Below are 8197 nucleotides of genomic sequence, written 5' to 3'. Positions count from 1 at the left end.
CCGCGCGATGTGCGGGCCCTCCGGGGGGGCGGGGGGCCGCCCCGGGGCCCCGGGGGGGGGGGGGGGGGGGCGCGGGGGGCCCCGATCGGCCGCGGGCGCACGTCCGGCATCCGGGCGAGGCCGTCGGAGGGGCCCGGCCCCCCGGCCCCGGCCCCTCCTCCGCGCGGGCCGTCAGTCGGTCGGTGCCAGGTGGTGGGCACCGGCCGCGAGGGCGGCGGCCGAGGCGGTGTACGCGGGCTTGGGCCGGTAGCCGTTGTCGAACATGGTGGCGGCGCCGTAGCCGGGGAAGGTGCCGGGGATCCACGAGTCCGGGTCACCCACGTCCCACTGGGTGATGCCCACGCAGCGGGGGACGGCCAGGCAGGTCCTGACCACGCCGGCGTAGTCCTCTGCCTGGCGGGCCAAGGCGGCGCTGTTCGCCGGGAGTTGGATGCGGTCGTCGAGTTCGGTGACGGCGACGTCGACGCCGAGCGCGGTGAACCGCTGGAGGTTGGCCTGCAGGCTCGCGGGGACCTGGCCGACGACGAAGTGGGCCTGGAAGCCGACGCCGTCGATCGGGACGCCCTGGCTCTTGAGCGACTTCACCAGCCGGTACATCGCATCGCTCTTGGCGTTCAGGCCCTCGATGTTGTAGTCGTTCAGATACAGCTTGGCGTTCGGGTCGGCGGCCCGGGCGGTGCGCAGCGCGTCGGCGACGTAGCCGTCGCCCAGTGCGTTGTGGAACGGGTCGTCGGTGCGGAAGCTGCCGTCCTCGTTGAACGCCTCGTTGACCACGTCCCAGGCGTAGACCTGGCCCTTGTAGTGGCCGGCCTCGGCGGTGATGTGGCGCCGCATGGCGGCGCGCAGCTGGTCGGCGGGCAGGCCGCGGACCCAGGAGGGCAGCTGGTTGTGCCAGACCAGGGTGTGGCCGCGCAGCCGCATCCCGTTGGCCTTGGCGTAGGAGGCGATCCGGTCGCCGGGGGCGAAGTTGAAGCTGCCGGGCCCGGGCTCGGTGGTGTCCCACTTCATCTCGTTGGCGGGGGTGAGCATGCCGAACTCCCTGCCCGCGACCGCGGTGAGGGAGGGGTTGTTCAGGTCCGACCGGGCGAGGGAGGCGCCGAAGTAGATCCCCCTGGCCTGGGCGAGCGAGCGCAGGGAGGTCCCGGCCGCACCGGCCTGGCCGGTCGGCAGCAGGGCGGTGACGGCCAGGGCGGTCGCGGCGGCGACGGCGAGGGAGCGGGCGGCGCGGCGGGCGCGCCCGGGGCGGGGGAGGCGGGACGTCGGGAATTGCACCGGCGTGGTCCTTTCTCGTCGGGTGGGAGCGAGGAGGGGGACGTGCGGTGTGCCTGGAACGCCGGAGGTACGGGAGCGGCCGAGCGGCCAAGCGACCAAGCGGCCGAGCGGCCGAGCGGCCATCGAAAGTTTCGGCTCATCCTCCGACTTCTTGAGGGGACGGTAGGGGCGGGCCCGACGGCCCGTCAACCTTTCTGACATGAACCGCTTCGGCCGGGTGCGCCACGAGCCCGGGGGACGGCTCGCGGCGCGGGCCGTCTCAGGCCTCGGAAACGGGGGCCGGGGCACCCCCTCGCGGCGGCGCCGTGCTGCTGCGTTCGACCAGGCTGGTGGCCAGGTCCACCCGCCGGGTCCCGGGCCGCGTCCCGCGGGCCAGGTCGATGACCAGCCTGGTCGCCACCTCGGCCATCTCGGTCAGCGGCTGGCGCACGGTGGTCAGCGGCGGGCCCACCCAGCGGGCCAGCGGCAGGTCGTCGAAGCCGACCACGCTGAGGTCCTCCGGGATGCGCAGCCCCAGCTCGCGGGCGGCCTCGTACAGCCCGAGCGCCTGGAGGTCGTTCCCGGCGAACACGGCGGTCGGCCGGTCCGGCATCGCGAGCAGCTCCAGGCCGAGCCGGTGCCCGGCCTCGTGGTGGAAGTCGCCCTCGCGGACGAGCCGCGGGTCGTACGGGATGCCCGCCATGTCGAGCGCGGCCCGGTAGCCGTCGGCCCGGGCCCGGCTGCACATCATCCGGGCGGGCCCGGCGATCAGGCCGATCCGGCGGTGGCCGAGGTCGAGCAGGTGCCGGGTGGCGGCGAGGCCGCCGTCCCAGTTGGTGGTGCCGACGGCGGGCACCTCCTGGCCCGGGTCGCCGGCCGGGTCCATCACCACGAAGGGGATGTCCCGGCTGGAGAGCTGCTCCCGCAGCGCGCGGTCCAGGTCGGACAGCACCAGCACCACGCCGGTCGGGCGGCGGGCGAGCACGCCGTCCACCCAGGACTGGCCGGGCCCGTGCCGTTCGGCGGACTCGGAGAGCACGATGCTCAGGCCCTCCTCGCGTACGACGTTCTCGACGCCGCGGATCACCTCCACCGCCCAGGCGCTCTCCAGTTCGTGGAAGACCAGCTCCAGCAGCGGGTTGGCCTGGCGGTTGCCTCGCCGCCGGTAGCCGTGCCGGTGCAGCAGCTCCTCCACCCGCTCCCGGGTGGCCGGGGCGACGTCGGCCCGGCCGTTCAGGACTTTCGAAACCGTCGGTGCGGAGACCCCGGCCTCCTGTGCGATCTCGGCGAGCGTTGCCGCTCTGGTCATGAGTTCCTCCTGCACTGCCCCTGCTGGGCGAACTCCGCTGCGGACATGGCCGTACGACGCGGCCGAGGCCGTGCCGTACCGCAGGGATGCTAGCCCCCGCCGTAGCGAAACCGATCCCGTCAGGTCTCTTGACTGGCCGTCAACACGGACCTAGGTTTCCAGCAAGTTTCGCCGACTCGCTCGAAATATTCGAATCAGAGGGCAGGAAATGGGATCGAGAATCGCCGCGGTCGCCGCGGCCACCGTGCTCGTCCTCGGCACCACCGCCGCATGCGGCTCCGGAGGCGGCTCCTCCGACGCCGGCTCCGGGACGATCCACGTGCTGGTCTACGGTGACGCCGCCAACAAGGTCGAGAAGCAGCTCGTCGAGACCTTCAACAAGACCTCCAAGGTCAAGGTGGTGCTGGACACCATCCCCGGCGCGGACTACCAGCAGAAGCTGCAGACCGTGATCAACACCTCGCGGGCCCCCGACGTCTTCTTCAACTGGGGCGGCGGCTCCATCCAGCCGTTCGTCAAGGCGGGACTGCTGCTGCCGCTGGACGACTTCATCGCCAAGGACCCGGGCCTGAAGGACAACTTCCTGCCCGCGGTCTTCAACTCGGCGGTGGTGGACGGCAAGCCGTACGGCGTGCCGATGCGCGGCACCCAGCCGGTGCTGCTGTTCCACAACAAGCAGGTGCTCGCGGACGCCGGGCTCACCCCGCCGAAGACCTGGGACGAACTGGTCGCCGCCACCAAGGTGTTGAAGGCCAAGGGCATCACCCCGATCGCGCTCGGCGGCGGGGACCAGTGGCCGACCCTGATGTGGTTCGAGTACCTCTACGACCGGATCGCCGGCCCCGAACTGTTCCAGCGCGCGCTGAACGGCGACAAGGCCGCCTGGGCGAGCGAGGACAGCCGCAAGGCGCTGAGCACCCTCAAGGAACTGGTCGACGCCGGCGCCTTCGGCAGCAACTTCGACTCCGTCAAGTTCACCGACGGAGGCTCCCCGGCCCTGGTCGCCAAGGGCAAGGCCGCCTTCGAACTGATGGGCTCCTGGTACTACTCCACGCAGCAGGACGCCAACCCCGACTTCGCCAGGTCCGGCCTCGGCTACACCGGCTTCCCCTCCGTGAGCGGCGGCAAGGGCGACCCGGCCGCCGTCGTCGGCAACACCAACAACTTCTACTCCGTCCTGAAGAAGACCAAGTACCCGGACGCCGCCGCCGCCTTCCTCAAGCTGATGTACTCCGACGACTTCGTGAGGGCGCAACTGGCCATCGGCAACCTGCCGACCACCACCAGCACCGCCAACTTCCTCGACCTCTCGGCCAGCCCCGCCTACTCCAAGGCCCAGTACGAGCTGGTGAAGGCCGCGCCGTCCTTCCAGCTCTCCTGGGACCAGGCCTACCCGCCGAGCGCCATGACCCCCATGCACACCGCCGTCCAGCAGTTCTTCGACGGCAGGATCGACACCGACGGCTTCATCAAGGCCATGAGCGCCTTGCCGACCTCATGACCCGCCCCGCGCGCCCCGCCGCGGCGGCGACCCGCCCGGGCTTCGTGTGGGCGCTGCCCGCGGCGGTGTTCTTCCTGCTGTTCGCGTTCGTGCCGCTGGCCCTGGTCGCCGTGCTCTCCTTCACCAGCTGGGACGGCATCGGCGAACCGCACTTCAACGGCCTGGACAACTGGACCTCCCTCTTCGACGACCCGGTGATGCTCCAGTCCGTCTGGACCACCCTGCTGCTCACCGCCCTCGGCGTGGTCGTCCAGACGCCGGTCAGCATCCTGATCGGCGTCTGGGCCGCCGGGCACCAGCGCAACCGGGCGGTCCTCTCCGCGATCTACTTCGTGCCGCTGCTGCTCTCGGCCACCGCCGTCTCGGTGGTGTGGCGGGCCGTCCTCGACCCCAACTTCGGCGTCCCCGCCCAGCTCACCTGGCTGTTCGGCGACGGCAACCTGCTCGGCACCAAGGGCGGCGCGATCGCCGTGCTGACCTTCGTCGGGGTGTGGCAGTACACCCCGCTGCACGCGCTGCTCTACCAGGGCGGCGCCCGGGCCATCCCCCAGGTGCTCTACCAGGCGGCCGCCATCGACGGGGCGGGCCGGGTGCGGCAGTTCTTCCACATCACCCTGCCGCAGCTGCGCAACACGGTCATCACCTCGGTGATCCTCATGGTCGTCGGCGGACTGACCACCTTCGACACGGTGCTGATCCTCACCCAGGGCGGGCCGGGCACCGACACCACCGTCACCGCCTACTACATGTACCAGAAGGCGTTCAAGGGCTTCGAGTTCGGCCCGGGCTCGGCCGTCGCCCTGGTCCTCGTGGTGGTCGCCACCCTGATCTCGCTCGTGCTGGTCCGGCTCTCCGGCTACGACCGCATGCGCGGCACGACGGAGGGCATGTGATGCGCCGCCGCCCCAACCTCCTGGCCGGCTTCGGCTCCCTGGTCTGGCTGGCGCTGATCGGCCTGCCGCTGTACGTCCTGCTGATCGCCACCTTCCGCACCCGTGCCGACTACTCCACCGAGGGCCCGCTGAGCCCGCCCGCCCAGTGGACCCTGCAGAACTACCTGGACGACTTCTCCAACGGCTTCGGCCAGGACTTCCTCAACACCCTGACCGTCACCGCCGGCGTGGTCGCCATCGTGCTGCTGGTCGTCCCCCCGCTCGCCTACGCCATCGTGCGCGCCCGCGGCCGGGCCACCGGCTGGGTGTTCCGGCTGTTCCTGCTGGGCCTGGCGATCCCCGCCCAGGCGGTGATCGTGCCGATGTTCTACGTCATGAACCAGACCGGGCTGTACGACCACCTGATCGGCATCGTGCTGCCCACCGCCGCCTTCTGCCTGCCCGTCTGCACCCTGGTGCTGACCGGGGCGATGCGCGACATCAGCCCCGAGCTGTACGAGGCGATGGCGATGGACGGCGCCTCCCCGGCCCGGGTCTTCCGGCAGCTGGTGATCCCGCTGTCCAAGGGCGGGCTGTCCTCGATCACCGTCTTCGCCGCGCTCCAGGCGTGGAACGGCTTCCTCTTCCCGCTGATCCTCACCCAGTCCGACTCCACCAAGGTCATCACCCTCGGCCTGTACGACTTCCAGACCGAACACGGCGTGGACGTGCCCGCACTGCTCAGCGCCGTCGTGCTGTCCATGCTCCCCATCCTCGTCGTCTACCTGTTCGCCCGCCGCGCCCTGGTCCAGGGACTGACGGGCGTGGGAGGAAAATGAACCACCGCCAGCGCACGGAGACCGCGCCCGCCTGGCGGGACGCCGCGCTCACCCCGCAGGCCAGGGCCGACGCCCTGATCGCGGCGATGACGCTCCGGGAGAAGACCGCCCAACTGGTCGGCCTGTGGGTCGGGGCCGACGGCGAGGGCGACGAAGTCGCCCCCCACCAGCACGACATGGAGGAGCCGCCCGACCTCGACACCCTGCTGCCGTACGGACTCGGCCAGCTGACCCGCCCGTTCGGTACGGCCCCGGTCGACCCGGCGATCGGCGCGCTCTCCCTGCTGCGCACCCAGCAGCGCATCGCCGCCGCCAACCGCTTCGGCATCCCCGCGCTGGCCCACGAGGAGTGCCTGGCCGGCTTCGCCGCCTGGGGCGCCACGGCCTACCCCGTGCCGCTGTCCTGGGGCGCCACCTTCAACCCGGACCTCGTCCGGACCACGGCCGCCGCCATCGGGCAGGACCTGCGGGCCGTCGGCGTGCACCAGGGCCTCGCGCCGGTGCTCGACGTGGTCCGCGACGCCCGCTGGGGCCGGGTCGAGGAGACGATCGGCGAGGACCCGTACCTCGTCGGCACCGTCGCCACCGCCTACGTCCAGGGCCTGGAGTCGGCCGGGGTCGTCGCCACCCTCAAGCACTTCGCCGGGTACTCCGCCTCCCGGGCCGGGCGCAACCTCGCCCCCGTCTCGATGGGCCCGCGCGAGCGCGCCGACGTCATCCTGCCGCCCTTCGAGATGGCCGTGCGCGAAGGGCGGCCCCGCTCGGTCATGCACGCCTACACCGACACCGACGGCCTCCCCTCCGCCGCCGACCAGGGCCTCCTCACCGGCCTGCTCCGGGACACCTGGGGCTTCACCGGCACCGTCGTCGCCGACTACTTCGGCATCGCCTTCCTCAAGACCCTGCACGGCGTCGCCGAGGACCGGTCCGACGCCGCCGGCCTGGCCCTGGGCAGCGGGGTCGACGTCGAACTGCCGACCGTCGACACCTTCGGACAGCCCCTGTTCGACGCCGTCGTCTCGGGCGCCGTCCCGGGACGGCTGGTCGACCGGGCGCTGCGCCGCGTCCTCGTCCAGAAGGCCGAGCTCGGGCTGCTGGACGAGGACTGGAGCCCCGTCCCGGCCGCCCTCGCCGACGCGGACCTGGGCGACCCCCGGGCGCTGCGCGGCCGGATCGACCTGGACGGACCCGCCAACCGCGCACTCGCCGCCGAACTCGCCGAACAGGCCGTGGTGCTGCTGCGCAACGACGGCCTGCTGCCGCTGCGCAACGACGGCCTGCTGCCGCTGCGCGACCCGGCCCGGATCGCGCTGATCGGCCCGAACGCCGACGAGCCCACCGCGGTGCTCGGCTGCTACTCCTTCCCCGTCCACGTCGGCAGCCGGCACCCGGACACCCCGCCCGGCCTCGAACTCCCCACCCTGCGGGAGGCGCTGGAGAAGGAGTTCCCCGGCAGCGAGCTGCGGACGGCGCAGGGCGTGACGGTCGACGGCGAGTCCACCGCCGGCATCGTCGAGGCCGTCCGCGCCGCCAAGCGGGCGGACGTGGTGGTGCTCGCCCTCGGCGACCGCGCCGGACTGTTCGGGCGCGGCACCAGCGGCGAGGGCTGCGACGTCGAGTCGCTCGAACTCCCGGGAAAGCAGCGGCAGTTGCTGGAAGCCGTGCTGGACACCGGGACACCGGTGGTGCTCACCCTGCTCGCCGGACGGCCGTACGCGCTCGGCCGGGCCGTCACCGAGGCGGCCGGGATCGTCCAGTGCTTCTTCCCCGGCCAGGCCGGCACCCGGGCCCTCGCGGGCGTGCTCAGCGGGCGCGTCAACCCGTCCGGGCGGCTGCCCGTCTCCGTCCCCGCTCACCCCGGCGTCCAGCCCTCCACCTACCTGGCCGCCCGGCTGGCGCAGGCGGGCGAGGTCTCCAGCACCGACCCGACCCCCGCCTTCGGCTTCGGACACGGCCTCGGCTACACCGAGTTCGCCTGGTCCGACCTGGAGGTGCAGCAGGCCGAGACCACAACCGACGGCGCGTTCCGCCTCAGCTTCCTGCTGCGCAACACCGGCGCCCGGGCCGGTACCGACGTGGTGCAGCTGTACCTCCACGACCCGGTGGCCACCGTGGTCCAGCCGGTGCAGCGGCTGGTCGGCTACCGGCGGATCGAGCTGGCCCCCGGAGCGGCCTGCCGGGTGGAGCTGACCCTCCCCGCCGACCTGGCCTCCTTCACCGGGCGGGACGGCGAGCGGATCGTCGAACCCGGCGCCCTGGAGCTTCGGATCTCCGCCTCCAGCACCGACGCCCGCCTCACCGCACCGCTGCGCCTCACCGGCCCGGTCCGCCCGCTCGACCACACCCGGCGGCTGCACCCGACCGTCACCGTCCACCAGCTCCCGTCCGCCGCAACCCCGTAGCGGGGTTCCCCGGGCAGCTCGAC

General features: G+C 72.6%; 6 protein-coding genes. 4 read left to right on the top strand and 2 right to left on the bottom strand.

What is annotated here, in order from left to right; genetic code table 11:
- Window positions 1-171: 171 nt before the first annotated feature.
- Together ACIQWA_RS08470 and ACIQWA_RS08465 are read right to left on the bottom strand one after the other, a co-directional pair.
- Window positions 172-1272 carry an endo-1,4-beta-xylanase gene (locus ACIQWA_RS08470; RefSeq protein ID WP_402479888.1) on the bottom strand — a complete coding sequence of 367 codons (1101 nt, stop codon included), beginning with the start codon at window positions 1270-1272 and terminating at the stop codon, window positions 172-174.
- 259 nt (window positions 1273-1531) lie between these two features.
- A complete protein-coding gene (locus ACIQWA_RS08465; RefSeq protein ID WP_402479886.1) occupies window positions 1532-2560 on the bottom strand; it encodes a LacI family DNA-binding transcriptional regulator in 1029 nt (342 codons plus the stop codon).
- A gap of 208 nt (window positions 2561-2768) precedes the next feature.
- Between ACIQWA_RS08465 and ACIQWA_RS08460 the strand changes: the two genes are divergently transcribed.
- Genes ACIQWA_RS08460 through ACIQWA_RS08445 form a run of 4 tightly spaced genes read left to right on the top strand, consistent with a single transcriptional unit; the run spans window position 2769 to window position 8174 of the window.
- Window positions 2769-4061: an ABC transporter substrate-binding protein gene (locus tag ACIQWA_RS08460; RefSeq protein ID WP_402479884.1), complete on the top strand. Its 1293-nt coding sequence runs from the start codon at window positions 2769-2771 to the stop codon at window positions 4059-4061.
- Window positions 4058-4954 (top strand): carbohydrate ABC transporter permease, encoded by an 897-nt coding sequence (locus ACIQWA_RS08455; RefSeq protein WP_402479881.1) that lies wholly within the window; start codon window positions 4058-4060, stop codon window positions 4952-4954. Before ACIQWA_RS08460 ends, ACIQWA_RS08455 begins: the two co-directional genes overlap by 4 nt.
- On the top strand, window positions 4954-5772 hold the full coding sequence (locus ACIQWA_RS08450; RefSeq protein ID WP_360229291.1) for a carbohydrate ABC transporter permease: 819 nt from the start codon (window positions 4954-4956) through the stop codon (window positions 5770-5772). The genes ACIQWA_RS08455 and ACIQWA_RS08450 overlap by 1 nt, the downstream gene beginning before the upstream one ends.
- A complete protein-coding gene (locus ACIQWA_RS08445) occupies window positions 5769-8174 on the top strand; it encodes a glycoside hydrolase family 3 N-terminal domain-containing protein (RefSeq protein ID WP_402479878.1) in 2406 nt (801 codons plus the stop codon). The genes ACIQWA_RS08450 and ACIQWA_RS08445 overlap by 4 nt, the downstream gene beginning before the upstream one ends.
- Window positions 8175-8197: the final 23 nt, after the last annotated feature.

The organism is Kitasatospora sp. NPDC098652 (genome assembly GCF_044760155.1).
Taxonomy (GTDB): domain Bacteria; phylum Actinomycetota; class Actinomycetes; order Streptomycetales; family Streptomycetaceae; genus Kitasatospora.
Note: the sequence above shows the minus strand (reverse complement) of the source record. Positions and strands in the feature narration are given on the sequence as shown.

Coding starts and splice junctions, on each gene's coding strand:
- ACIQWA_RS08465 (WP_402479886.1), bottom strand. CDS start 2,560: ATGACCAGAGCGGCAACGCTCGCCGAGATCGCACAGGAGGCCGGGGTC.
- ACIQWA_RS08460 (WP_402479884.1), top strand. CDS start 2,769: ATGGGATCGAGAATCGCCGCGGTCGCCGCGGCCACCGTGCTCGTCCTC.
- ACIQWA_RS08455 (WP_402479881.1), top strand. CDS start 4,058: ATGACCCGCCCCGCGCGCCCCGCCGCGGCGGCGACCCGCCCGGGCTTC.
- ACIQWA_RS08450 (WP_360229291.1), top strand. CDS start 4,954: ATGCGCCGCCGCCCCAACCTCCTGGCCGGCTTCGGCTCCCTGGTCTGG.
- ACIQWA_RS08445 (WP_402479878.1), top strand. CDS start 5,769: ATGAACCACCGCCAGCGCACGGAGACCGCGCCCGCCTGGCGGGACGCC.